The sequence below is a fragment of the Falsiroseomonas sp. HW251 genome, assembly GCF_050563545.1.
Taxonomy (GTDB): Bacteria; Pseudomonadota; Alphaproteobacteria; order Acetobacterales; family Acetobacteraceae; genus Falsiroseomonas.
On record NZ_JBNXUM010000008.1, the window covers coordinates 65,401 to 88,777 of the forward strand.

Genomic DNA, 23,377 nt, shown 5'->3' on the forward strand with positions numbered 1-23,377 from the left:
GCTAGGCCGGCAGGCGGTGCACCATCTGGTCCGTCTCGCCGGCCTGCACGACCTCGCCGCGCTGGTTCAGCAGGGTCAGGTCGAAGGTGACGATGCCGCGGTCCGCGTGCCGCGTCTCGCGCTTCGACACGACGCGGATGCCAGCGTGGATGCGGTCGCCGACCAGGATCGCCCCGGTGAAGCGCCAGCGCCAGCCGAGCGCCACGATTGCGGCGACGCGGGTGGTGGCGCGGTTCTTCAACCCGTCGGCCAGCGCCAGACCCAGAAGCCCATGCGCGATGCGCCCGGGATAGCCGAGCGAGCGCGCATAGTCGTCATCCACATGGATGTCGTAGAAATCCCCGGACAGGCCGGCGAAGGCCAGGATGTGGCCCTCGGTCACCGTGATGCCGGGCGTGTCCCACGCCATCCCGACCGCGATCTCCTCGAAGCGGAGCCGCCCGTCAGAGGCTGTGGACATGCAGGCCGCCATCGATGTGGAAGGAATCGCCCGTGCTGAAGGGCAGCGCGCCGGAGGCCAGCAGCGCGACCGCGCGGCCGATGTCGTCGGGCTCGCCCCAGCGCCGGATCGGCGAGAGCCCGGCGGCGATGCGTTCCTCGTAGCGCGCGGCGACCGGCGCGGTCATGTCGGTGCGGATCACGCCGGGGCGGATATCGTGCACGGCGATCCCTTCCTCCGCCAGGCGCAGCGCGAAGAGCCTCGCGATCATGGAGGTCGCGGTCTTCGACGCCACGTATTCCGCCCGATCCGGCGAGGCCATGAAGGCGTTGGCCGAGGAGATGAAGACCAGGCTGCGCGTGCCGCGATGCGGCGCAGCGGCCGCAACCATGCGGCGCGCGACGGCCTGGGCCAGGAAGAAGGTCCCGCGCGCATTCAGGCCGAAGCAGCGGTCCCAGGATTGCGGCGACACCTCCAGCAGGTCGCCGCGCTTCATAGCGCCGACGCCGGCGTTGGAGACCAGGCATTCCAGGCCACCGAAGCGCGACCACGCCGCCTCCACCAGCGCGGCGTGGCCGCCGAGGTCCGCGACGTCGCCCGGGACGAAGGCGAAGTCGCCGCCGGCGGCGCGCACCGCGGCCTCGGTCTCCGCCGCGCCCTCCTCCTCGATATCGGACGCCACGATGTCGAAGCCCGCGCCGGCGAGCGCAACACCGATCGCGCGGCCGATGCCGCGGCGGCCCCCGGTGACGAGGGCGGCGGGACGCGCGCTCATGCCAGCACCGTCCGTGCCATGATCATGCGCTGGATCTGGTTGGTGCCTTCGTAGATCTGCGTGATCTTCGCGTCGCGGTAGAGCCGCTCGACCCTCACGCCGCGGATGTAGCCGGAGCCGCCGTGGATCTGCACGGCGTCGGCCGTACGCACGACCGCGGTATCCGACGCGAAGCACTTTGCCATGCTGGCGGCCAGCGTCGCGCGACCGCCGGAATCCAGCAATCGAGCGGCTTCCATGATCATCAGGCGCGCGGCCTGGGCATCCTTCGCCATGTCGGCGATCATCCACTGCACGGCCTGGAACTCCGCGATGGGCCTGTCGAACTGCACGCGCTGCTTCGCCTGGGCGACGCTGTCCTCCAGCGCCGCCATCAGGATGCCGAGCGCGAGCGCGGCGATGCCGATGCGGCCCTTGTCCAGCACCGACATCATCATGTGGAAGCCGCGCCCTTCCGTGCCGAGCAGCGCCTCGGCCGGCAGGCGCACCGCGTCGAAGGTCAGCCCGCCGACCGGCGAGGCGCGCTGACCCATCTTGTGCTCCTTCCGCCCGCGGGAGACGCCGGGCGCGTCGAGATCGACGAGGAACACCGACATGCCGCGATGCCCGGCCGCCGGATCGGTGCGCGCCAGCACCGCGGCGAAATCCGCGACGGGCGCGTTGTGGATCCAGAGCTTCGCGCCATCCAGTACCCAGCCCGCGCCGTCGCGGCGCGCCGTGGTCTTCAGCCCCGCGAGGTCCGATCCCGCGCCTTCCTCCGTCAGCGCATAGGCGCAGCGACGGCCGGCGCGCAGCAGCGGGCGGAGGTAGCGGTCCTGCTGCGCCGGCGTGCCGTGCTGCGTCAGCAGCGTGCCGAGAAGCTCCACCAGCCCGACCTGATCGGCCACCGAGGCGTAGCCACGCGCAAGCTCCTCCATGACGAGCGCATAGGCCAGCGCGTCGGCCCCCGCCCCGCCCAGCGCCTCCGGCACGGTGATGCCGAACAGGCCGGCCGCGGCCAGCTTTTCGTAGAGCGCCCGCGGGTATTCCTCGGTCTCGTCCAGCGCGGCCGCGACAGGCGCGACCTCCGCCTCGGCGAAGCGGCGCGCGGCGTCGCGCAGCGCGGCGTGCACCTCGGACAGCCCCTGGGCTTCCAGCAGCTCGATGCTCATGCGGCCCCGCAGGAGGAACGGATGACGAGTTCCGGCGCGACGATGACGCGGCGCGTCGGCGTCGCGGGATCGGCGATGCGCTCCAGCAGCAGCCGCGCCGCGGCATCGCCGATCGCGGCGGCGCCGGCGCGGATGGTGGTCAGCGCGGGATGCCATTGCGCGGCGGCGCGGACGTCGTCGAAGCCGGTGACGGCGACGTCGCGGCCGACGGCGCGCCCGGCGCGCGCCAGGCCGACCGTCGCGCCGAAGGCCACGGTGTCGTTGAAGCAGACCAGCGCCGTCGGCCCGGATCGCGGCAGGCCCGCGACGATGGACGCGGCCTCCCCGATGTCCGACAGGCAGGGCAGGTGCCGCGCTGCCAGTCCCGCCTCTCGCATTGCCAGCGCGTAGCCCGCCAGGCGCTGGCGCGAGGTCGAGCTGTCGGCCGCGGCCCCGAGATAGGCGATGTGGCGATGGCCGAGCCCGATCAGGTGCCGCGTCGCCATCGCGCTGCCGGCGCGATGATCGGTGCCGGCATGCGCGCCCGCGCGGAAGCCACGCACGACCGTGACGCAGGGCATGCCCCAACGCGCCACGGTGTCGAGCAGCGCGGGCCGCGTGCCCGCGGCCGGCACCAGCAGCACGCCGTCCACGCGCTGCTCGCGGAAGCGTTCCAGCATCAGCTGCTGGCGCTCGCGCGACTCCTCCGTGTTGGCCAGGAAGGCGACCAGGCCGGAGGATTCCAGCGCGGCCTGCACCCCCGCGGTGAGCTCGGCATAGAAGGGGTTGGTGATCTCGCAGACGACCAGGCCGATCGCGCCGGACCGGCCGGAGCGCAGCCGCGCGGCGAGGCGATCGTAGACGTAGCCCAGCCGCCCGGCCGCGGCGCGCACGCTCGCCACCGTCTCCTGCCGCAGGCGCGGGGAGCCCTTCAGCGCGAGGGCCGCGGTCGAGCGCGCGACGCCGGCCTCGCGCGCGACATCCTCGATACGGACGGGGGTGGCGTGGCGCATGCTGTTGGACCGATCCAACAGTAGCGGCGCCGGGCCCGTGCGGTCAAACCGCGCGGGCCCGACGGGTCAGGCCGGCCTGTCGCCAGCCAGGGTGACGCGGTGCATGACGCGGCGGAAGCCGTGGTAGTCGTTGACGGGATTGTGCAGCACGCAGCGATTGTCCCACAGCGTCAGCGACCCCGCCTGCCAGCCGATGCGGCAGGTGAATTCCGGGCGTACCTGATGGCGGAACAGGTACTCGAGCAGCGGCGCGCTCTCCTCCTCCGTCATGCCGGCGAAGCGCGTGGTGTGGCCGGTGTTGACATAGAGCGCCTTGCGCCCGGTCTCGGGGTGGGTGCGGACCACGGGGTGCTCGGCCTCGTAGACCTGGCGCGCATCGGACCGGGCATTGTCCTTCATCCGGTCCTCGCGCGTCTTCGTGACATCCGCCTTGGCGGAGGAGTTCACCGCGCGCAGCGGACCGAGCAGCCGCTTCATCCCCTCCGACAGCGCCTCATGGGCGGCATGGCCGCTCGCGAAGAGCGTGTCGCCGCCGAAGGGCGGAACCTCCCGCGCGATCAGCATGGTCGCCATTGGCGGGCATTCGAGATAGGCGGTGTCGCTGTGCCAGAGGCCGCCGAAGTTCACGCGCTCATGCTCGAGCTTGACGACGGGGATGACCTCCGGCGCGTCGGGCAGACCCTTCACGAAGGGATACTCGACCACCTCGCCGAAGCGGCGCGCGACGTTGGCGAGGTCGCGCGGCGACAGGTGCCCCTGCTCGCGGAAGACGACCACCCCATGGTCGAGCCAGATCGCGCGCAGCCGCGCGACCTGTTCCTCCGGCATGTCGGGGGAAAGGCGGATACCGCGCAGCTCGGCGCCGAGCGCGCCGGAAAGACGGCGGATGACGAGGTCAACCATCGCCCTCAATCCAGCCGGATGCTGTTCGCCTGGATCACCGCCTGGAACGCGCCGCGCTGCGTCTGCAGGAAGCGCGCGAAGTCTTCCAGCCGGTGTGGCCGCGCATCGAGGCCGACGGCCGCGCAGCGCTCCTTCGCCTCGGGCGTCGCGAGGATCGCGGCGACGTCATTGGCGAGCTTCTCGCGCAGCGGCAGCGGCGTCGCGGCCGGCGCGAGCAGCCCGATCCAGGCGCCGATGTCGAAGCCGGCCAGCCCGTCGCCGCGCGCCAGCGGCGGGATGTCGGGCGCGAGCGACGACCCCTCGGCGAAGGAGATGCCGAGCGCGCGCAGCCGCCCCTGCTGCACGAGCCCCGCCGAGGCCGCCCAGGTCTCGATGGAGTAGTCCACGCTGCCGCCGGCGACTGCGGTCAGGCCCGGCGCGCTGCCCTGGAAGGGCACGTGCAGGCTCTTCAGCCCCGCCCGTGCGTGGAACATCAGGCTTATCAGATGCGCCGTCGCCCCGGTGCCGGAGGAGCTGTAGCTGTAGCGGTCCGGGTTGGCCCGCACCGTCGTAATGAACTCCGCCAGGGTGCTGGCGGGGAAGTTCGGGCCGGTCACCAGCACGAAGGGCGCCGCGCCGAAATTGCAGACCGGCGCGAAGTCGCGCTCGGCATCGTAGGGCGTGCGCTGCAGCAGGGGCGAGATGGTGACCGGGCCCGAGGAGGCGACGAGCAGCGTTGTCCCGTCCGGCGCGCCCTTGGCGACGAAGTCGGTGCCGATCATGCCGCCCGCGCCGGGCCGGTTCTCCGGCACCACGGGCTGGTTCAGCTTTTCCTGCAGGAAGCGCGCGACGACGCGGCCCGCGAGGTCGGCGGCCTGGCCGGGCGGCCAGGGGATGATGAAGCGGATCGGCGCGGCCTGCTGCTGGGCCCGGGCGAGGGACGGCAGCGCCATCCCTGCGGCGGCGGCGACGAGGGCCCGGCGTTGAAGCATGACTTCCTCCCGTTTGTGGCGACGTATGTCGCGCCGGGCCGGAAGCTTGGCAATCCCCGCGGCGGGCACCCGCAAGGGTCAGGCAGCCGGCACGCCGGTTTCGCCGCAGGCCAGCCTGCGGGCGACGTCGAGAAGCACCTGCGCGCCCGCGACAAGGTCCGCGGGCGCCGTATGCTCCCGCGGGTTGTGGCTGATGCCGTCGGCGCTTGGCACGAAGATCATGGCGGCAGGGCAGATCCGGGCCATCATCTGCGCGTCGTGCCCGGCACCCGAGGTCATGCGCCGGCAGCGCAACCCATGCCGCGCCGCGGCGTCCTCGATCGCGCGCAGGATCGCCGGGTCGAAGGTCACGGGCCCGGACCGCGCCAGGCGCTCGACGGCGATCGTGACGCCCTCTGCCGCGGCGAGCTCATCGAGGAAGCGCGACAGGGCCGCCTCCTCCGCGCGCAGCCTGTCCTCGTCGGGGTCGCGCAGATCCACGGTGAAGACCGCGCGCGAGGGGATGACGTTGATGGCGTTGGGCTCGAATGCCATGCAGCCGACCGTCGCCACGGTCGGCGCATTGGCGCGCGACACCCTGTCGCGCAGGAAGGTGACCACGCGCGCGGCCGCGAGCCCGGCGTCCCGGCGCATGGACATCGGCGTCGTGCCGGCATGGTTGGCCACGCCCTCGATCGTCACGCGCTGCCAGGAGATGCCCTGCAGGGTCGCAACCGCGCCGATCGGCACGCCCTCGCGTTCCAGCACCGGCCCCTGCTCGATGTGGAGTTCGAGATAGGCGTGCGGGCGCAGGAAGCCCGGCTCGTGCGGGCCGGCCTGGCCGATTCGCGCGAGTTCCTCGCCCAGCACCGCGCCGTCCGTCCCGACCGTGGCGAGCGCCGCCTCCACCCCGAGACCGCCAGCATGGACGAGCGAGCCCATCATGTCGGGTGCGAAGCGCACGCCCTCCTCGTTGGTGAAGGCCGCGACCGCGATGGGCCTCGCGGGTTGCACGCCGGCCTCGCGCAGCGCCTGGACCACCTCCAGCCCGCCCAGCACGCCGTAGCAGCCATCGTAGATTCCGGCATCGACAACGGTATCGATGTGGGAGCCGATCATCAGCGGCGCCGCGCCCGGCGCCCCCGCCTGCCAGACGCAGAACAGGTTGCCGACGCGGTCCAGCATCACCTCGAGCCCGGCATCGCGCATCCAGCCCGCCACGGCCTCGCGCCCGGCGCGATCGGCGTCGGAGGCGGCGAGCCGGGTGAGCCGGCCTTCGGCGTCCCGCCCGATCGCGCCGAGCGCCTGCAGCCGGCCGAGCAGCCGCGCGCCGTCGATGCGCGGCCCGGTCACGCGCGGCCGAACTCGTTCCGGTGCAGGCGGCCGCCCTGCATGATCAGGCGCAGGTTCCGCTCCGGCGCAGCGAGCAGCGTGATGTTCTTCAGCGGATTGCCCTCGCAGACAATGAGGTCGGCGAGCGCGCCTTCGCGGATCTCCCCAAGCCGGCCCTTCTCCTGCAGGATCTCCGCGTTCACGGAGGTCGCGGAGCGCAGGATGTCGGCGGGCTTCTGCACTCGGCCGCGGATCGCGAATTCCTGGGACTGCGCGTATTCCATCTCGCCCATCAGGTCGGTGCCGAAGCCCATCCGCGCCCCGGCGCGCTCGCAGGTGTCGAGCAGGGCGATGCCGGCGCGATTCACCAGGTCGAGCTTCTCCATCACGAAGCGGCTGAGGCCGAGCCTCTCGCCATGCTGGGCCGTGACCTCGTAGCAGACGAGGGTCGGGACGACATAGGCGCCCTTCTCCGTGACGTAGCGCGCGGTCGCCTCGTCGATGAAGTTGGCGTGCTCCACGGTGCGGATGCCCGCCGAGACGGCGTGCCGGATTGCCTCGGTGGTGTAGGTGTGCGCGACGACGTACTTGCCGCGGGCGGCCGCCTCCCGCGCGCAGATCTCGAGCTCCTCCCGGGAGAACTGCACGCCTTCCAGCGGATCCGACGGCGAGCCGACGCCGCCCGAGGCCATCACCTTGATGTGGTCGGCGCCCTTGCGCAGCTCGTTGCGGACGGTGCGCCGCATGTCTTCCGGCCCGTCCACGATGCGGGAGAAGAAGACGAAGGCATTGGCGTTGTAGTCGATGTCGTAGCGGCTGTCGGTGCGCCGGCGATGGTCGGCATGCCCGCCCGTCTCGGATAGCGCGGGGCCTCCGACATAGAGGCGCGGGCCCTGGATGAAGCCCTGCGCCACGGCGTCGCGGATGCCGACATCGGCGCCGCCGACGTCGCGCACGGTGGTGAAGCCGCGGTCGAGCATCGCCCGGATGCGCGGCACCGCCATGGCCGTCATCAGCGTCAGCGGGATGGTTTCGTTGCGCGACGCCACCAGGTTGATCGCGAAGACATGGACATGCGCGTCGATCAGGCCGGGCAGCAGCGTGCCGCCGCGGAGGTCGATCACCTCGGCGCTGCGGGCTGCGATCGGGCGGTCGGACACGGCCTCGATCCGCCCGTCCACCACGAGGACCTCAAGGCCGGGCAGGGCCTCGTCGGAGGTGCCGTCGAAGACGAGGCCGTTGCGGAAGAGCGTCGCGGGCATTGCGGGTTCCTGCGGGTCAGCGGAGCCGGGGGTCGAGCTGGTCGCGAAGCCAGTCGCCGAACACGTTCACGGCGACCAGCATCCCCGACAAGGTGAGCGCGGGGAAGATCACCACCCACCACTCCCCGGAGAAGAGATAGCCGTAGCCGATGCGGATGAGCGTGCCGAGCGAGGGCTCCGTCGGCGGCACGCCGAAGCCGATGAAGGACAGCGTCGCCTCCGCCATGATCGCGAAGGCGATGTCGAGGGTGGCGAGCACGAGGATCGGGTTGAGCACGTTGGGCAGGATCTGCCCGACCATGATCGCGACATGGCCCCGCCCGCCGAGCCGCGCGGCCGCCACATAGTCCTTCTGCCGCTCCACCAGCGCGGCTCCGCGCACCAGGCGCGCGAAATGCGGCCAGTGCGAGATGCCGAGCGCCAGCACGACGATCGGCATCGCAAGCGCGGCGCGACGGTCGGCCGGCAGCAACGATTGGGAAATGCCGCCGATGAGCAGCGCCAGCAGCAGCGCGGGGAAGGTGAACTGCACATCCGCGATGCGCATCAGGACGCTGTCGAGGGCGCCGCCGGCATAGCCGCTGGAAAGCCCCGCGACCGTCCCGAGCGCGACGGAGATCGCGACCGCCATCAGCCCGACGATGAGCGAGGTGCGCAGGCCGTACAGGATCAAAGACAGCAGGTCGGCGCCCTGGCTGTCGGTGCCGAGCAGGAAGCGCGGGTCGCCGCCGGCCATCAACGCCGGCGGGAGGTGGCTCTCGAGCAGGTCGAGGGACGCAAGGTCGTAGGGGTTCGTCCGCGCGAGCCAGGGCGCGAGCAGCGCCGCCGCCACGACAAGCAGCAGCACGAGCGCCGCCAGCGTCGCCGCCGGCGCGCGCAGCAGCCGCCGCAACGGCGCTGGCAGGGGGAAGCGCGCGCGGACGGCGGATGCGCCCTTCATGCCGCCCCCTGTCCCGCCATGGCGCGGATGCGCAGCCGCGGATCGGCCGCGGCATAGAGCAGGTCCACGACCAGGTTGATCGTCACGAAGAACAGCCCCGCCGTCATCAGGAAGGCCGAGATCACCGGCACGTCGGTCTGCGCGAGCGCCTGGAGGAACAGCAGCCCCATCCCCGGCCATTGGAACACCTGCTCCACCACCACCGCGAAGGCGACGAGGTAGCCGAGCTGGATGCCGCTGACCGTGATGATCGGGATCAGCGTGTTCCGCAGCGCATGGGAGAAGTGGATGCTGCGGTCCGGCAGGCCGCGGGCGCGGGCGAAGCGGATGTAGTCGGTGCGCAGCACCCCCAGCATCTCGGCCTGGACGAGGCGCGCGACGAGCGCGATCTGGCCGAGCGCGAGCGCCACCGCGGGCATCACCAGCGACTTCAGGCCCGATGCGGTGAGCAGTCCCGTCGTCCAGAAGCCGAGGCTCACCACCTCGCCTCGCCCGAAGGAAGGCAGCCAGCCCAGCATGACGGAGAAGACGAAGATCAGCAGGATTCCGGAGATGAAGCTCGGCACGGAGACGCCGACGACGGAGACCGTCATCAGCGCGCGCGCGAAGCGCCTCTCGCGCCGCGCCGCGGCATAGACGCCGAGCGGCACGCCGACCAGCACCGAGAGCAACAGCGCCGCGAAGGCGAGCTCCAGCGTCGCCGGCAGGCGCTCGGCGAAGAGATCGAGGACCGGGCGCTGCGCCCCGTAGGAATTGCCGAGCCGGAGCCTCAGCAGGTCGCCGAGATAGGCGAGGTAGCGCAGCGGCAGCGGATCATTGAGGCCTAGCCGCGCCCGCAGCGCCGCCCGGTCGGCCGCCGTCGCGTCGAGCCCGAGGATGCTCGCCACGGGGTCGCCGACGACGTTGCCCAGGATGAAGGCCAGCAGGCTGACGACCAGCATCACCAGCAGCGCATGCGCCACGCGATGAGCGAGGAAGCCGATCATGCCGCGCCTCTCACCCGACTAGGTCGCGGTCCCGCGTCCCGCGCCCGCATCAGGGCCGCAGCACCACGTCCTTCAGCATCACCGCGGAATCTGCGCGCGGCGCGATGGTCACGTTGCGGCGCATCGCCCAGGTGATCATGGGCTGGTGCAGGTAGACCGCATGGACCTCCTCCCGGCCGATGGTCAGGCCGCGGCGGTAGAGCTGCTCGCGCCGGGACGGGTCGAAGGTGCGGGTAAGCTCCTCCGTCACCGCGTCGAACTCGGCGTTGCTCCACATCGCCCAGTTGGTTCCGCCGGTGCCGCGCTCGCGGCTGCGCGTCGCCATGACGGAGACGAAGGTGTCCTGTGTGTCGCCGGAATTGCCGGCCGCCCCGATCAGATGGAAGGAGGAGTTCGGGCCGTTCACCAGCATGCGCGCGAATTCCGGCCAGACCATGCTGCGCACGCGCACCTCGATGCCGACGCGCGCCAGCATGCTCGCGACCGCGCGGCAGATCTCCTCGGTGTTGACGTAGCGGGCGAGCGGGCAGTTGAGCTGGGTGACGAAACCGTCGGGATAGCCGGCCTCCGTCAGCAGGGCACGGGCGCGGGCGACATCGGTCGGCCAGCGGACGTCGAGGTCCCGCTGGTAGCCGCCGAAGCCCGGCGCGGAGGCGGTGCCGACCACCGCCGCATGGCCGCGCATCACGCGATCCACAATCAGACGCGCGTCGATCGCCTGGGCGATGGCGCGTCGGACGCGCACGTCGCGGAAGGGGTTGGCGTTCAGCGGCTGGCCCTGCCTGTTCCAGGTGTCGAGCGCGACGTCGCGGGTGCCGTCCATCTCGACCTGCATGATGAGCTGCTGCGGCGCCTCGACGACGGACATGTCGGGCGCGGCACGGATCCGCTCGATGTCCTGCAACGGCACGTCGGTGATGAGGTCGAGCTCGCGCGACAGCAGCGCCGCGACGCGCGTGGGTGCCGAGGCGATCGGCGTGTAGATCGCCCGTTCAAGATTGCCGCCGGGGCTACCCCAGTAGCGCACGTTGCGCTCGAACACGGTGCGCGTGCCGGGCTCGTGCGAGGCAAGGCGCATCGGGCCCGTGCCGTTGGCGTTGCGCAGCGTATGGGCCTCGGTGCCCTGCGCGCCAAGATCGGGCACGCGCTCCACGCCGTTGGCGCGCAGCCAGGCCTCGCTCATCACATACAGCCGGACCATCTTGCGCGGCAGGATCGGGTCCGGCGCGGCCGAGACGACGTCCACCGTCGTCGCATCCACCGCGCGGGCCTCCCTGATGCCGCCGAACAGCGCGCGGTAGAGCGGGCTTTCCTTCTGCCGCATGATGGAGAAGGCGACGTCCTGCGCAGTGAGCGGCGCGCCATCGTGGAAGGTCACGCCGGCGCGGACGGTGAAGCGCCAGGTGTTCTCCCCGGCGGGCTGCCAGGCCGTGGCGAGGCCGGGCTCGATCTGCATCTCGGGCGTGAGCGCGACGACGGTGTCGTAGACCTGCAGCACCAGGGCGGCGGTGACGAAGTCGTTGCTCGCATGCGGGTCCATGGTCAGCGGCGGCGTCGTGCCGCCGTAGCGCAGGGTCTGCGCGTGGATCGGCAGGCCCGGCAGGAGGAGGGCGGCGGCGAGCGCCAGGACCCTGAGCAGCGGCTTCACGCGATCTCCCTCTGCGCCGTTCGGTTGACGGGATCGTGGCCGAGGTTGAAGCTTGCGGCAACCAGGTTCCGGGCGGAGGGCCGTGACGGCTTCGGGCACGACGGCCGAAGGGCGGATGGAGCTGGCGGGCGCGCAACCCGTCATCGCGGTGCGAGACCTCACCGTGACGCTCGACACCGAGGCCGGGCCCGTGCCGCTGCTGCGCGGCGTGAGCCTCGATGTCATGCCGTCCGAGGTGCTCGGCGTTGTCGGTGAATCCGGGGCCGGCAAGTCCATGCTCGGCAACGCGATCACCGGACTGCTCGATCGCCGCGTTTCCGTCACCGGCGGCGCGGTGCTGTTCCGCGGGCGCCCCATCGACGGGCTGCGCGGGGAGGCGATGCGGCGGTTGCGCGGGCGGGCCATCGCCACCGTCTTCCAGGACCCGCTCACCTCCCTCAACCCGGTCTTCACCATCGGCCGCCAGCTCACCGAGACGATCGGCGAGCATCTCGGCCTGTCCGGGGCCACCGCGCGGGCCGAGGCCGTGAGCCTGCTCGCGCAGGTCGGCATTCCCGCCCCGGAGGCGCGGCTGTCGAGCTATCCGCACGAATTCTCCGGAGGCATGCGCCAGCGCGTCGTCATCGCGCTCGCCCTGGCCGGACGGCCGGCGATCCTCATCGCCGACGAGCCGACGACCGCGCTCGACGTGTCCATCCAGGGCCAGATCATCGAATTGCTGCGCGATGTCTGCGCCTCGCGCGGCACCGCGATGCTGCTGATCACGCACGACATGGGCGTCATCGCCGCGCTCGCGACGCGCGTCGCGGTGCTCTACGCCGGCCGCGTCGTGGAAGTCGGGCCGGTGGAGGAGGTGCTGCGCCGCCCGCGGCATCCCTATACGCGGGGGCTGATGGACTCGATCCCGGAGATCGGGCGGCGGCTCGGCCGGCTGCACCAGATCCCGGGCGCCATGCCGCGGCCCGATACGCTGCCGCCGGGCTGCCCCTATGCCCCGCGCTGCCCGCGCGCGGCCGCGACCTGCGCCGACGCGGTGCCGGCACTTCAAGGGCACGGGCCCCACCAGGCGGCCTGCTTCCTGCCGCTCGAGGCCAGCGCCGCGGCATGAGCGCGCAGGCCGCGCTGGTCGTCGTCCGCGACCTCGTGCGGCATTTCGACGTGTCGCCGCCCTGGATCGTTCGCCAGTTGAACCGGGAGAAGCGGCGGATCCTGCGGGCGGTGGACGGCGTGTCCTTCGACATCCCGGCCGGCCGGACCCTTGCCCTGGTCGGGGAGAGCGGCTGCGGGAAGTCCACCGCGGCGCGCTGCGTTGCCGGGCTGCTGGCCCCGACGGGCGGCGAGGTGCGCTATCGCGGCACCGACATGCGCGCCATCACGCGCGGCCGCGCCGGGCTTCGCCGCGAGGTGCAGATGATCTTCCAGGATCCGTATGGCAGCCTCAATCCGCGCCTGCGCGTGGGACGGACCATTGCCGATCCCATGAAGGCACTTGGCGTCGCGCGCACGCGCGGCGAGATCGCCGACGGCGTGTCGAAGCTGCTGATCGAGGTCGGCCTGTCTCCGGCGGATGCGCGGAAATACCCGCACGAGTTCTCCGGCGGGCAGCGCCAGCGCATCGCCATTGCCCGCGCGCTGTCGAGCGCGCCGGCCTTCCTGATCTGCGACGAGCCGACCTCCGCGCTCGATGTCTCGGTCCAGGCGCAGATCCTCAACCTGATGCGCGACCTGCAGGCGAGCCACGGCCTGACCTATCTCTTCATCAGCCACAACCTTGCGGTGGTGGACCACATGGCCGACGAGGTCGCGGTGATGTATCTCGGCCGCATCGTGGAGATCGCCGGCCGCGACGCGATCTTCGCTGCCCCGGCGCATCCCTATACGAGGCTGCTGCTGCGCGCATCGCCCTCGGCGGCCGAGATCGGCAAGCGCTATGATGCCGCCGCGGCCGAGGTGCCGAACCCCGCCGCCCCGCCGCCCGGCTGCGCCTTCCATCCGCGCTGCCCCCATGCGACGGCGATCTGCCGGGAACAGCGCCCGGTGCTGCGCCAGGCCGAAGGCCGCCTGGTCGCATGCCACCACGCCGGCGCCGTGTGAGGCCGCGCGCCGTCTTCCGATCTTAAGGAGATGTTCGGGTGTTAGCGTCGGGCGGAACTGAACCGCATGGGCCACCCAGCGGTCCCGCTACATGATCCTGGAAGCTATTAGCACCGTCAGCGATACTGCCACCGTCCGGCTCTCGGGGCATAGGCTGACGGTTCGCGTGGCGGCGTGCGGCGAAATCTGCACTGAGGCTGCCGGGCGCGATCAAGCCGAGAGCGATGTGGAGCCGCACGGCGCTGGACTCCCTGGCTGGCCGGGCGACCGCGGCTCGGCGCACGGTTGCTACTCCACGCGGATCCCCGCGCTGCCGACCACCTCGCGCCACATCGCGATGTCGTTGCGAAGGCGCGTGGCAAAGACTTCCGGTGAAGAGGCCAGCAGCGTGCCGCCCAGGCCGCGCACGCGTTCCTGCAGCACCGCATCCTGGCGGAGCGGCACCAGGGCCGATTGCAGCCGCGCCGTGACCTCGGGCGGCGCGCCGCGTGGCACAAGCAGGCCGTTCCAGGCGGCGCTGTCGAAGCCGGGATAGCCCTGCTCGACCATGGTCGGGACGTCGGGCAGCAGCGGGCTGCGCTCTGCCGTGGTGACTGCGATCACCACCGCTTCGCCGCTGGCGACCTGGGGCGCGATGTTGACGAGGTTGTTGAAATTCACCGGCGCCTCGCCGGAGACGACTGCGCGCGCCATGTCCGGAGCGCCGCGATAGGGCACTACGACGAAATCCGTGCGCGTACGCAGGCGGAACATCTCTGTCAGCATGTGTGCAGATCCGCCGGGCGCGGTCATGGCGAAGTTCACCTGGCCGGGACGCTCGCGCAGCCAGGCGACGAGGTGGGCCACGTTCCGCGCCGGCACGGCGCGCGGGTTCACCACCAGCACGTTCGGCCCCAGCACGAGCAGCGAGACCGGCGCGAAGTCGCGCTCGATGTCGTAGGGCAGGTCGCGGTAGATCGCGGCGTTGATGCCCGTCGCCCCCGCATTGCCGAGCAGCAGCGTGTAGCCGTCCGCCGGCGAGCGGAAGGCGTTCTCCACGCCGATGCGCCCGCCGGCCCCGGGGCGGTTGTCGATCACCACCGGCCGCCCGAGCGCGGCTTCCAGATGCGGCGCGACCAGCCTGATCGTCACGTCGTTGCCCGCCCCGGCCGCGTCCGGAGCAACGATGCGGACGGCGCGCTGCGGCCAGGCGCCTTGCGCCAGGGCGGGTGCGGGCATCAGCGCCGCGGCGAGCAGATGACGGCGGCGGATCATGGTGCTGGCCTCCCTTCAGGCGCCGCGGCGGATGCGGAAGAACGGCGTCGCCTTGGCGGGCCTGATGTCCGTCAGCGTCCCGCGGTAGTGCCGCAGGTCGTAGACCCGGTAGGGGTGGCGCGCGCAGGCCTCCTCGTCGATTTCGATACCGAGGCCGGGCCGGTCCGGGATCTCCATCCAGCCATCCTCCAGCACCAGGTCCTCGCCCGGCACGACCTCCGCGCGCCAGGGCACGTCTGTCGCCATGGTCTCGAGGATCATGAAGTTCGGGATCGCGGCCGCGAGGTGCAGCGTCATCGCGTTGCCGACCGGTCCCATCGGGTTGTGCGGCGCGACCGGCTTGAAGGCGAGCTGCGCGAGCCAGGCGATGCGCTTCGTCTCGCCGAGCCCCCCGGCATGGCAGACGTCGGGCTGGAGAATGTCGGCGGCCCCCTTCGCCAGCAATTCCTGGAAGCGGTGCGGCTCATAGAGCCTCTCGCCGGTCGCGATCGGGATGGGCGAGCGTCGCTTGACCTCGGCCATGGCGTCGATGCTGTCCGGGGGGATCGGCTCCTCGAACCAGGCCGGGCTGAAGGGCGCCAACTCCTCCGCCATCGCGACAGCCGTCGGCACGTCGAGCCGGCCGTGGCCCTCGATCATGAGATCGACCTCGGGCCCGACGGCCTCGCGCACCGCGCGCACGATCGCGACGGCGCGCCGCCGCGCGGCGCCGTCCATCTGCATCCAGGCCGTGCCGAAGGGATCCCATTTCAGGGCACGGAAGCCCATCGCGAGGGCCGTCTCGGCCTTGCGGGCGAAGTCGGCGGGCTCGCGCGCGCCGGCGAACCAGGCATTGGCGTAGCAGGGCACGCGCCGGCGATGCGCACCGCCGAGCAACTCGTAGACCGGCACGCCGAGCGCCTTGCCCTTGATGTCGAGCATCGCCGCTTCCAGCGCGCTGAGCGCGGAGCGCAGCACCGCACCGGTGCGCCAGTAGCTCTCGCGCAGCATCGTCTCGACGTGATGGTCAACGGCGAATGGGTCCTGGCCGATCAGCGCGCGGCCGCATTCCTCGATCATCGCGGCGACGGCGCGCTCGCGCATCTCGAGCGTGCCTTCGCCGACGCCGGTGAGGCCGCTGTCGGTCTCCAGGACGACGAAGACGAAATTGGCGCGGAAGGCATCCACAATATGGGTGCGAAGCGCGGTGATCTTCATGCGGTGTCCTTGGAGTGAGCGGGCGGGCTCATCGCATCAGCATGCCGCCATTGACGTCGAGGACCGCGCCGGTGATCCCGACCCCTGCCTCCGATGCGAGGTAGACGCAGGCCGCGGCCATGTCGCCGACCTGCTGCAGCCGGCCCAGCGGCATGGTCGCGGCCAGCGCCGCCAGGCCCGCCGGGCCGTGCGCGGCGGCCGACATCTCCGTCTCCACCACGCCGGGCGCGACGACGTTGACGGTGACGCCCATCGGCGCGCCGGTGCGCGCGAGCGTCCTCGCCATGGTGTGCACCGCGCCCTTCGACGCGGCATAGGCGACATGGCCCTTCAGTGCGCCCTGGTGGCCGACCACCGAGCCGATCAGGATGATCCGCCCGCCCGTACCGCGCGCGCGGAAGCCTTCCATCGCCGCCTTGCAGCAGAGGAAGACCCCGGTGAGGTTGACGCGCAGCACCTCCTCGAAGGAGGCGCGGGACGTCGCGAAGATGTCCTCGGCCCGCGTGATGCCGGCGGCGCAGACCATGATGTCGAAAGGTCCCTCGGCCGCGAAGAGGCCGGCGACCTGCGCTTCCTCCGTCACGTCGCACGCCAGCACCGCGCCGGCCGCCGCGCGGTCCGCCCGTGTCACGCGGGCGCCGGCCTGCTCCATCCCGTCGGCAATGCCGGCGCCGAGGCCGCGTGCCGCGCCGGTGACCAGCGCGCACCGACCGGCGAGCGAGAAGGACGTCATCGCCTCAGCCCCCGATCATCGCGTTGGGCAGCGCCACGCTCAGCCAGGGCATGAAGGCCACCGCGAGCACCGCGGCCATGATCGCCAGCACGAACCACCAGATGGTGCCGGTCACCTCGCGGAAGGGCGTGCCGCTGACCTGGCAGGTCACGTAGAGCAGGATCCCGACCGGAGGCGTGATTCCGCCCACCACGATGCAGAGGATGATGATCATCGCGAACTGGATGGGGTCCATCTGCAGCGCGGCCGCGATCGGGATGAAGGCCGGCACCAGGATCACCATGATGGCGATGCCGTCGAGGAAGAGGCCGAGGAACAGCAGCACCGCGATGATCGCGAGGATCACCAGCGTGCGGTACTCCGCCAGGCCGCGGATGAAGGCGGCGATGTCCTGTGGCATGCGCCCGACAGCCAGGATCCAGCCCAGCACGGCGGCGATCGCGATCACGAAGAGGATGACGGCCGTGCTGATCGCGGTCTCGCGGCAGGCGCGCCAGACATGGGCCCAGGTCAGCTCGCCATAGAGGAAGCCGAGGACAAGGGAGTAGACCACGACGACGACGCCGGCCTCCGTCGCGCCGTACCAGCCGAACAGCAGCCCGGCCAGGATCAGCGCCGGCGCCGCCAGCGGCCCGGCCGCCGCGACGGTGGCGCGGCCGAGATGGCCAAGGCCCTGCCATTCATCGCGCGGATAGCCTCTGCGCACGGCGAAGATGAGCACCGTCGCCATGAAGACGAGGCCGATCAGCAGCCCCGGCACGACACCGGCCAGGAACAACTTGCCGATCGAAAGATTGGTCATCGCGGCATAGACGACCATGACGATGGAGGGCGGGATGATCGGCCCGAGCGTGGCGGCCGCGGCCACGAGGCTCGTCGCGAAGCGGCGGTCGTAGCCCTGCTTCTGCATCGCGGGGATCAGCACCTTTGCCAGCCCGGCCGCATCCGCCGTGCCCGAGCCCGAGATGCCGGAGAGCAGCACGGCCGTGGAGACGGTGGCGAGCCCGAGCCCGCCGCGGATCCAGCCGATCGCCGCGCGGCAGAAATTCACCAGCCGATCCGTGAGCCCGCCGGTGTTCATCAGCTCGCCTGCCAGGATGAACAGCGGCACGGCGAGCATCGGGTACTTGTCCACCGCATTGACCAGGCGCTGCGCCACGACCTCGAGCGGGAGATGCCCGAGGAAGGTGACGAAGGTCGCGACCGCGGCCCCGCCCATCGCGAAGGCGATCGGCGTGCCGATGGCGACGAGCAGCGCGGCGACGGCGACGAGGAAAGCGATCACATCAGCACCTCGTGCTGCGGCTGGCCGGAGCGATCGAGCGGCTCCAGCACGGCGAAGGCGATGCTGAGCACGCCGCCCACCGGCAGGGCGAGGTAGAACAGGCCGTAGGGGATTTGCATCGCCGCGCTGAGCTGCCCCATCTCGGCGACCGCCATGCTGGTGCCGAAGGCGACCATGACGCCGCTGAACCCGATCAGCACGCCGCGCACCACCGCCTCCAGCAGCGGCAGGATGCGCGCGGGGTAGCGGTCACGCGGCTGGAAGATCAGGAAGTGCATGCCGCGCTGCACCGCGACCGCCGCGCCGACGAAGACCGTGTAGATCATCATCAGCACTGCGAGCTCGGCCGTGCTCGGCAGCGAAAGGCCCAGCAGGTTGCGCGCGAGCATATCGGCGAGCATGACGAGCACGATCGCCGCGATCAGCCCGCCGCAGAGCTGCGTCAGCAGCTCCGCGAGCCGGACCGAGATCCTGCGCCGCGAGCGGGCGGAGAGGTCCATCACCGCCTCAGCGGACCGCGGCGATCTGCGCAATGAGCTCCTGCGCGCTGCGCGAGTTGTTCACGAGCTGAGGCCAGGCGGGCTCCAGCCGGGCGCGCAGCGCGGCCTGGTCAATGTCGTGCATCTGGATGCCGCGCTGGGCGAGAAAGCGGTAGGATTCCTCCTCGAGCTGGATGGCCTCGGGGTTGCCGATGCGGCGGAACTCGGCCGCACATTCGCCAAGCACCGCGCGCTCGCGCTCCGACAGGCGGGAGAAGCGCCGTTCGTTGATAACGAGCATCATGAGGTTGTACATGTGCCGCGTGCGCGTTACGTGGCGGCCGACCTCGTAGGAGCGCGAGCTGACGAAGCCCTCGGGTGTGCTCTCCATGCCCTCGACGAGGCCGGACTGCATGGCCTGGTAGACCTCGGTCCAGTCCACCGTGACCGGCTGCGCCTCCAGAAGCTGGAACATGCGGACCCAGATCGGGATCGGCGGCGAGCGCAGCTTCATGCTGCGGAAGTCGCCTATCGCGAGGATCGGCCTCGACACCGTAAAGAAGTCGCGGAAGCCGTTGTGCATGTAGGCGAGCGGCCGCACGCCCTGGCCGCGGACCAGCATGTCGGCCACGGTTCGGCCCGGCGCGTCGTCCATCGCGCGCTCGGCATGCGCCCAGTCCGTGAACATGAAGGGCAACTGGAAGGCCGCGAGCTCGGGCTGCAGATTCGACATGTAAGCCGTGTCGGTCAGCGACATGTCGATCGCGCCGAGCTTGAGCTGCTCGACGAGCTCGCGCGCCGTGCCGAGCTGGCCCGCGGGGTAGTGCGTGATGGCGAAGACGCGCTCGCGCTCGGCGCAGGTCTTGAAGCGTTCGACCGCGAGCGTGTTCTGCGACTCGATCGCGCTGTGATGCGCGAGAACGAGGCGCGTCTGCGCGGCGGCCGGTGTGGCGATAGCGAATGCAGAGGCAGCTGCCAGGGCAGCGCCCGCGATCCAGGTTTTCATGAAGCGATCCTCCCTCTCAGCCCAGCTGTGGCGGGAAGTTTTTGATCAGAGCGGATCACGAGTCAAGATATTTGATCATATTATGCGCTGCTGGCCCTGCACAGGATCAGGGATCGCGTGCTATGTGAGTGGGACGGAGGTGACGCGCGTGACGGTGGAAGCACTTGCCCTGGCGATCGAGGATGGCGCGGCGGACCGCATCGCCGCGGCGATCTCGCGCCTGATCGTCGATGGCGAATTCGGGCCCGGCGACCGGTTGAAGCTCTCCGATCTCGCCAAGCGCTTCGGCGTCAGCCTGATGCCGGTCCGGGAAGCCCTGTGGAAGCTTGAGGGCAGCGGCCTGGTGCAGAACATCCCGAACCGGGGTGCCGTGGTGCGCGCCGTGGACGCGCAGCACATCGCAAACGTCTACGAAGTGCGCGGCGCGATCGAGGCGACGCTGATCGAGCGCGTCGTGGGCGTCGTCACCACCGGCGACCTCGACCGCATCGAGGCCGCGCGGCAGGCCGTGGAGCGCGCCGTGAAGCAGGGCAACCCGCGCGCCATCCTGATGACGGACGCCGCCTTCCACGACGCCATCTATGCCATCGCGGGCAACGACCTCGCGGTCGCAATGCTGCATGGCACGGTGCAGCTCATCCGCTCGATGCGCCTGCGCGTCGGCTTCGTCCCGGACCGGCTCGCGGCTATGCTGCGCGAGCACAGCGACATCGTTGCGGCGATCCGCGAAGGCGATGGGCGGCTCGCGGCGCAGCGGGTTCGGCTGCACACCAACGGCGCGCGCCAGGCGATGATCGCGGCGCTGGACGCGCTGGTGTCTGCACCAGGACCCAGGCGGCGCCGTCGAACTGCGCCTGAGTAAGACCAGGAGCGGGCCGGCTACTCACTGGCTTGCATCAGTAAGAGAGCTCGCTTTGGATCGAACTTACGCGTAGCCGGGCGGCCGGCAGGGCTACCGCAGAAGTGGGCGGATTGCCGACCTTGCTCACGAGCTCTCACTTGCGTGCAAGGCCGGCTCGATCTCGGCCGTCAGCGGCTCGGCCCGCGGCAACAGCAGCGCGCGGCGCGCGTCACAATTCGCTCCTGCAGCAGGGGCAGGACGATTGGCAGGAGATGTCAAGGCGGTGGAGGCCCGGCTCGTCGGACAGCAGGGCCGTGGCCGCCTCTCACTTCCTACGCGGCGCTACCTGTCCGCCTTCGCGGTGTCCGCTGCCACGTGCCCACGCATCGGCCGCCTGGCCGCGAGCGGCTCGAGCAACCCCCTCGCCCGCTGCAGGCGCGCTTCCTGCTCGCCCAGAAGCGGCGGCCTGAGCGACAACAGATGATCCAGCCCGGCGAGCACGCGGCGACGATCCTCCTCGCTGCGGGCGAGCCTCGGCAGGGCCTGGATCGCGCGCTCCTCATCCGCCTCGAGCGCCACGAATTGCTGGCGCACGATCTCCTTGAAGCAGGCCAGGCCCGGGCGCTCATGTTCCGGCAGCATCGTGCCGAGTTCCTGCAGCGCGGCGAAGCCGCGCTCGTCCACGCGCCCACCCGGGCGCAGGATGTACATCACCGCCCGTACGAACGCCTCGATCGCACCCCCGCGGGCGACGGCCGCTTCGGCCTCGGCCCGCCTTGCGACCACCGACGCCTCCCGCACCACCTCCCGCTCGATGCGCCTCGGCGGTCCGCCGTTCTCTGCGGCAAGGCCCAGCACCGCCTGCAGGGCCGGCGAGCCGTAAACCGACAGGAAGATCTGCTCGACCAGCATGTCGCGCGTGTTGGCGCAGGCCTTCAGCCAGGCCTCGATGCCGTCGGAAGCCAGGTGCTCCAGCGCCGACAGCGGGTTGCGGGCATCTGCTGGCCGGCGATCCCGCCGGACCATCTCCGCCCAGGGCCCGACCGCGGCCATCCACGGATTGCGGTCGGAGAACGCGGTGAAGCGCAGCCGGTCGGGATGCAGCGCGCGCTGCGCCGCGGCCGCGGCCGGCGTGGCCATGGCGCGCAGCAGCGGTCGCGCCAGGGTGGCATAGAGCCCCTGGTTCACCTCGGACAGGCGGGCCACGGCCTCGAACCGCGCATCATCCGCAGGGTTGTTCCGCACCAGCGCCCGGACATCGTCGAGCGACCGCTTCTCCAGCTCGAAGAGATAGCGGCCGTGGACAAGCTGCGGGTTGGCGGTGTCCTCATCGACCTCGGTGATCACCGCCTCGTAGATGCCCGGCGGCATGAGGTCGATCAGGTCCATGCACTGCACGAGTTCGCCATGCTCCTTCGTCGCCACCTTGCCGGAGACGAAGATGCCGAGATGGCCGACGCTGGGGTGCAGCGTATAGACGATCGTCTGGCCGCCGGAGACCACGTCCTCGTCGCGCTCGTAGAGATCCAGGATCCAGCCCAGCGCCTGCGGCGGCGGCGTGATGTCGTCGCCCCACGAGCAGAAGACGATGATCGGCGAGCGGATGTTGCGGAGGTCGATGCGCAGGCCGTCCGAGGTACGCAGCTGGCCGGTGCTGAGCCGGTTACCGACGAAGAGGTTGTCGGTGATGTACTGCATCTCCCCGGCGTTCAGCAGCACGGGGCTGCCCCACCACTTCTCGAACTCCAGGAAGCGCGGCGCCTCTGTGTCCACCTTGGCGTAGACGTCGTAGAGCTTCTTCCAGTAGTGGTTCTCGGGGTGCATCACCTCGAAGTTCGTCACAAGGCTCGCACCGTCGAAGATGCCGGAGCCAAGATCGCCCGCGAGCGAGGTCAGCCAGGTGCCGCCTAGCATCCCGCCGAGATAGCGCATCGGGCTCTGGCCGCGGATGCCCGCCCAGTAGGAAAGCGGCGAGCCCACGAGGAGGATCGGGCCTGGAAGGTCGGGCCGAATGGCGCACATCATCATGACCTGCCAGCCGGCCTGGCAGTTGCCGATCAGGACCGGCCTGCCTTCGGCGGCGGGATGGCGCGCAGCTACCTCCTCGACGAAGCGCGCCTCGGCGCGGCAGACATCCTCCACCGTCTGTCCAGGCACCGGGTCGGGCAGGAAGCCCACGAAGTAGCAGGGATGCCCGGCCTCCAGCGCCTTGCCGATCTCGCTGTCATGCTTCATGCCGCCAATGCCAGGACCATGGCCGGCGCGCGGATCGAACACCACGAAGGGTCGCTTGCGCTCGTCCACGACGGCTCCCGGAGGCGGGACGATGCGCACCAGGCCGTAGTTCACGGGCCGGTCGAGGTCGTGGCCGTGCAGCACCAGCTCGACGTCGTAGGACAGCACGTTAGGCGCGTCGCGAGCTGCGTATTCCAGCGCGTTGTTCCCGCGCTGGCGCAGCACGTCGAGGAACAGGATCGCGCGCTGCGCGGCGTCGAGGCAGTAGGAGCCGACGGGGTCCGCCGGCCAGCCGGTGGGCGGGGACGGGGCTCGGTCCAGCACGGGAAGCGCGTTGCGCGTCGTCGCGATGATCGCGTTCGAGATGTCCTGCGACGGCATGGTTCTTCACTCCTCGTCCGGTGAATGCCAATGGAGAAAGAAGCCGACGTCGCCGGGCATCCCGTCGGGCCAGCTGATGATCTCGGCCTGCAGCTGGAAGCCCCGCTTCTTCAGCTCGCGCTCGTAAAAGGCGTAGGCGCGCGCAGCGAGCCCATCGAGGTGCTCGTGCCAGTCCCCGGCATGGTTGCTGATCGAGCGCCCCTGGTCCGGAAGCCAGTCGGATGGGCATTGCAGGACCAGCACGCGCTTCTCCCCGGCATCGACGGCGCGGCGCACGAGCCTGGCGACCTGGCCCATCGCATCCGCGGGCACTTCCTGCTCCATGAAATGTTGGCGCAGCTTTGCCCGTTCGGCCCGCGCCGCCTCGTCCTGCCTGCGTGCTTCCTCCGCCTGCGTGCGGCGCTTCTCCGTGATGTAGGCGTGGATGGCCCTTGCGCTGAGCCCGTCGTCGGTGATGTCCATAGATCCTTCTCCGCTCAAGAAACGCCTTCCGG

The 23,377-nt window shown here is 71.0% G+C and carries 22 protein-coding genes; 3 read left to right on the forward strand and 19 right to left on the reverse strand.

All coding sequences use genetic code 11. The features are described from left to right. Position 1: 1 nt before the first annotated feature. From ACLF3M_RS11430 to ACLF3M_RS11480, 11 genes are all read right to left on the reverse strand, one after another. A complete protein-coding gene (locus ACLF3M_RS11430) occupies positions 2-460 on the reverse strand; it encodes a MaoC family dehydratase (RefSeq protein WP_430657053.1) in 459 nt (152 codons plus the stop codon). Next, entirely contained in the window at positions 444-1,214 is a 771-nt protein-coding gene (locus ACLF3M_RS11435; RefSeq protein WP_430657054.1) for a 3-ketoacyl-ACP reductase, read from the reverse strand. Before ACLF3M_RS11435 ends, ACLF3M_RS11430 begins: the two co-directional genes overlap by 17 nt. After that, positions 1,211-2,365 carry an acyl-CoA dehydrogenase family protein gene (locus ACLF3M_RS11440; RefSeq protein WP_430657055.1) on the reverse strand — a complete coding sequence of 385 codons (1,155 nt, stop codon included), beginning with the start codon at positions 2,363-2,365 and terminating at the stop codon, positions 1,211-1,213. The genes ACLF3M_RS11435 and ACLF3M_RS11440 overlap by 4 nt, the downstream gene beginning before the upstream one ends. Then, on the reverse strand, positions 2,362-3,357 hold the full coding sequence (locus ACLF3M_RS11445) for a LacI family DNA-binding transcriptional regulator (RefSeq protein WP_430657056.1): 996 nt from the start codon (positions 3,355-3,357) through the stop codon (positions 2,362-2,364). The genes ACLF3M_RS11440 and ACLF3M_RS11445 overlap by 4 nt, the downstream gene beginning before the upstream one ends. Before the next feature lie 66 nt (positions 3,358-3,423). Further along, positions 3,424-4,260 (reverse strand): TauD/TfdA dioxygenase family protein, encoded by an 837-nt coding sequence (locus ACLF3M_RS11450; protein ID WP_430657057.1) that lies wholly within the window; start codon positions 4,258-4,260, stop codon positions 3,424-3,426. 5 nt (positions 4,261-4,265) lie between these two features. Then, positions 4,266-5,231: a Bug family tripartite tricarboxylate transporter substrate binding protein gene (locus ACLF3M_RS11455; protein WP_430657058.1), complete on the reverse strand. Its 966-nt coding sequence runs from the start codon at positions 5,229-5,231 to the stop codon at positions 4,266-4,268. Positions 5,232-5,309: 78 nt separating this feature from the next. Next, the gene (locus ACLF3M_RS11460; protein ID WP_430657059.1) at positions 5,310-6,563 is read right to left on the reverse strand and encodes a Zn-dependent hydrolase; all 1,254 of its coding nucleotides are present in this window, start codon (positions 6,561-6,563) and stop codon (positions 5,310-5,312) included. Further along, on the reverse strand, positions 6,560-7,804 hold the full coding sequence (locus tag ACLF3M_RS11465) for an amidohydrolase family protein (RefSeq protein ID WP_430657060.1): 1,245 nt from the start codon (positions 7,802-7,804) through the stop codon (positions 6,560-6,562). Before ACLF3M_RS11465 ends, ACLF3M_RS11460 begins: the two co-directional genes overlap by 4 nt. Positions 7,805-7,820: 16 nt before the next feature. Then, positions 7,821-8,744, reverse strand: coding sequence for an ABC transporter permease (locus ACLF3M_RS11470; protein ID WP_430657061.1), 924 nt, complete (start codon positions 8,742-8,744; stop codon positions 7,821-7,823). Beyond that, positions 8,741-9,730 (reverse strand): ABC transporter permease, encoded by a 990-nt coding sequence (locus ACLF3M_RS11475; RefSeq protein ID WP_430657062.1) that lies wholly within the window; start codon positions 9,728-9,730, stop codon positions 8,741-8,743. Before ACLF3M_RS11475 ends, ACLF3M_RS11470 begins: the two co-directional genes overlap by 4 nt. Positions 9,731-9,779: 49 nt before the next feature. Then, positions 9,780-11,378, reverse strand: a complete 1,599-nt coding sequence (locus tag ACLF3M_RS11480) for an ABC transporter substrate-binding protein (protein ID WP_430657063.1) — start codon at positions 11,376-11,378, stop codon at positions 9,780-9,782. A gap of 82 nt (positions 11,379-11,460) precedes the next feature. Between ACLF3M_RS11480 and ACLF3M_RS11485 the strand changes: the two genes are divergently transcribed. Further along, complete coding sequence (locus ACLF3M_RS11485; protein WP_430657064.1) at positions 11,461-12,486, forward strand: ABC transporter ATP-binding protein; 1,026 nt, start codon at positions 11,461-11,463, stop codon at positions 12,484-12,486. Further along, positions 12,483-13,472 carry an ABC transporter ATP-binding protein gene (locus ACLF3M_RS11490; RefSeq protein WP_430657065.1) on the forward strand — a complete coding sequence of 330 codons (990 nt, stop codon included), beginning with the start codon at positions 12,483-12,485 and terminating at the stop codon, positions 13,470-13,472. Before ACLF3M_RS11485 ends, ACLF3M_RS11490 begins: the two co-directional genes overlap by 4 nt. Before the next feature lie 288 nt (positions 13,473-13,760). Here the strand turns inward: ACLF3M_RS11490 and ACLF3M_RS11495 are convergent, their stop codons facing one another. Genes ACLF3M_RS11495 through ACLF3M_RS11520 form a run of 6 tightly spaced genes read right to left on the reverse strand, consistent with a single transcriptional unit; the run spans position 13,761 to position 19,426 of the window. Beyond that, positions 13,761-14,726, reverse strand: a complete 966-nt coding sequence (locus ACLF3M_RS11495) for a Bug family tripartite tricarboxylate transporter substrate binding protein (RefSeq protein WP_430657066.1) — start codon at positions 14,724-14,726, stop codon at positions 13,761-13,763. Between the two features lie 15 nt (positions 14,727-14,741). Continuing rightward, on the reverse strand, positions 14,742-15,923 hold the full coding sequence (locus ACLF3M_RS11500) for a mandelate racemase/muconate lactonizing enzyme family protein (protein WP_430657067.1): 1,182 nt from the start codon (positions 15,921-15,923) through the stop codon (positions 14,742-14,744). A gap of 28 nt (positions 15,924-15,951) precedes the next feature. Continuing rightward, positions 15,952-16,656, reverse strand: coding sequence for an SDR family NAD(P)-dependent oxidoreductase (locus ACLF3M_RS11505; protein WP_430657068.1), 705 nt, complete (start codon positions 16,654-16,656; stop codon positions 15,952-15,954). Positions 16,657-16,660: 4 nt separating this feature from the next. Next, a complete protein-coding gene (locus ACLF3M_RS11510; RefSeq protein WP_430657069.1) occupies positions 16,661-17,941 on the reverse strand; it encodes a TRAP transporter large permease in 1,281 nt (426 codons plus the stop codon). After that, the gene (locus ACLF3M_RS11515) at positions 17,938-18,441 is read right to left on the reverse strand and encodes a TRAP transporter small permease (RefSeq protein WP_430657070.1); all 504 of its coding nucleotides are present in this window, start codon (positions 18,439-18,441) and stop codon (positions 17,938-17,940) included. Before ACLF3M_RS11515 ends, ACLF3M_RS11510 begins: the two co-directional genes overlap by 4 nt. 7 nt (positions 18,442-18,448) lie before the next feature. Further along, entirely contained in the window at positions 18,449-19,426 is a 978-nt protein-coding gene (locus ACLF3M_RS11520; protein WP_430657071.1) for a TRAP transporter substrate-binding protein, read from the reverse strand. 124 nt (positions 19,427-19,550) lie between these two features. Here ACLF3M_RS11520 and ACLF3M_RS11525 point away from each other — a divergent pair, with 124 nt between their 5' ends. After that, the gene (locus tag ACLF3M_RS11525) at positions 19,551-20,288 is read left to right on the forward strand and encodes a GntR family transcriptional regulator (protein WP_430657072.1); all 738 of its coding nucleotides are present in this window, start codon (positions 19,551-19,553) and stop codon (positions 20,286-20,288) included. 321 nt (positions 20,289-20,609) lie between these two features. Here ACLF3M_RS11525 and ACLF3M_RS11530 read toward each other — a convergent pair whose 3' ends face one another. Next, the gene (locus ACLF3M_RS11530; protein WP_430657073.1) at positions 20,610-22,883 is read right to left on the reverse strand and encodes a DUF3141 domain-containing protein; all 2,274 of its coding nucleotides are present in this window, start codon (positions 22,881-22,883) and stop codon (positions 20,610-20,612) included. Positions 22,884-22,889: 6 nt separating this feature from the next. Further along, positions 22,890-23,345: a hypothetical protein gene (locus ACLF3M_RS11535; protein WP_430657074.1), complete on the reverse strand. Its 456-nt coding sequence runs from the start codon at positions 23,343-23,345 to the stop codon at positions 22,890-22,892. Positions 23,346-23,377 lie beyond the last annotated feature (32 nt).

Coding starts and splice junctions, on each gene's coding strand:
- ACLF3M_RS11430 (WP_430657053.1), bottom strand. CDS start 460: ATGTCCACAGCCTCTGACGGGCGGCTCCGCTTCGAGGAGATCGCGGTC.
- ACLF3M_RS11435 (WP_430657054.1), bottom strand. CDS start 1,214: ATGAGCGCGCGTCCCGCCGCCCTCGTCACCGGGGGCCGCCGCGGCATC.
- ACLF3M_RS11440 (WP_430657055.1), bottom strand. CDS start 2,365: ATGAGCATCGAGCTGCTGGAAGCCCAGGGGCTGTCCGAGGTGCACGCC.
- ACLF3M_RS11445 (WP_430657056.1), bottom strand. CDS start 3,357: ATGCGCCACGCCACCCCCGTCCGTATCGAGGATGTCGCGCGCGAGGCC.
- ACLF3M_RS11450 (WP_430657057.1), bottom strand. CDS start 4,260: ATGGTTGACCTCGTCATCCGCCGTCTTTCCGGCGCGCTCGGCGCCGAG.
- ACLF3M_RS11455 (WP_430657058.1), bottom strand. CDS start 5,231: ATGCTTCAACGCCGGGCCCTCGTCGCCGCCGCCGCAGGGATGGCGCTG.
- ACLF3M_RS11465 (WP_430657060.1), bottom strand. CDS start 7,804: ATGCCCGCGACGCTCTTCCGCAACGGCCTCGTCTTCGACGGCACCTCC.
- ACLF3M_RS11470 (WP_430657061.1), bottom strand. CDS start 8,744: ATGAAGGGCGCATCCGCCGTCCGCGCGCGCTTCCCCCTGCCAGCGCCG.
- ACLF3M_RS11475 (WP_430657062.1), bottom strand. CDS start 9,730: ATGATCGGCTTCCTCGCTCATCGCGTGGCGCATGCGCTGCTGGTGATG.
- ACLF3M_RS11490 (WP_430657065.1), top strand. CDS start 12,483: ATGAGCGCGCAGGCCGCGCTGGTCGTCGTCCGCGACCTCGTGCGGCAT.
- ACLF3M_RS11495 (WP_430657066.1), bottom strand. CDS start 14,726: ATGATCCGCCGCCGTCATCTGCTCGCCGCGGCGCTGATGCCCGCACCC.
- ACLF3M_RS11500 (WP_430657067.1), bottom strand. CDS start 15,923: ATGAAGATCACCGCGCTTCGCACCCATATTGTGGATGCCTTCCGCGCC.
- ACLF3M_RS11505 (WP_430657068.1), bottom strand. CDS start 16,656: ATGACGTCCTTCTCGCTCGCCGGTCGGTGCGCGCTGGTCACCGGCGCG.
- ACLF3M_RS11515 (WP_430657070.1), bottom strand. CDS start 18,441: ATGGACCTCTCCGCCCGCTCGCGGCGCAGGATCTCGGTCCGGCTCGCG.
- ACLF3M_RS11520 (WP_430657071.1), bottom strand. CDS start 19,426: ATGAAAACCTGGATCGCGGGCGCTGCCCTGGCAGCTGCCTCTGCATTC.
- ACLF3M_RS11530 (WP_430657073.1), bottom strand. CDS start 22,883: ATGCCGTCGCAGGACATCTCGAACGCGATCATCGCGACGACGCGCAAC.
- ACLF3M_RS11535 (WP_430657074.1), bottom strand. CDS start 23,345: ATGGACATCACCGACGACGGGCTCAGCGCAAGGGCCATCCACGCCTAC.